Genomic DNA, 533 nt, shown 5'->3' on the forward strand with positions numbered 1-533 from the left:
GGTTTATCACCACCCCAGATATTCGCCATGTACTGGAATTCCGTGCCAACCGTGTTACACGACTTCACTAGTGAAATGACTGAGCCACCTAGGTTCGCGATGTAACCGTAGTTGGTGCCGGATTCTTTTAGCGACAAACATTGCGCTTTGAAATCACCCGGTTTGAGTGAGACAACCACTGGGTTTTGCACTTCAAAGCCCAGCTCTTTGGCGTATTCCGCACACGCGTCTTTTGGTGCATTCGGGAACGGATGGTTATCACCAATGTGAGTAAATTTAGGTGCCGTGGTATTGCCTTTTGATTCCCAATCCTCTTTCGCCCATTTCACCAATGCACGACAGGCATCTGAATAAGACGCGCCATAGAAAAAGTTGTAGGGAGCAGGCTTGGCTGTTTTCGGGTTTTTGCCCGTAGGGTCCGTTAAGTGGCCCGAGTAAGATGCCGAAAATACCGGCACTTTGTCTTTGGTTACGAATGAGATCAGCGCTTCGGTATCTGCTGTGCCCCACCCTTGCATCGCGACCATGTTTTT

The 533-nt window shown here is 49.3% G+C and carries 1 protein-coding gene; it reads right to left on the minus strand.

Translation table 11 applies throughout. From position 1 onward, the window contains the following. On the minus strand, nucleotides 1-533 hold a 533-nt coding region (locus R7Q48_RS30590), incomplete at both ends, for an ABC transporter substrate-binding protein (protein WP_318134178.1).

Source organism: Vibrio sp. 378, assembly GCF_033339435.1.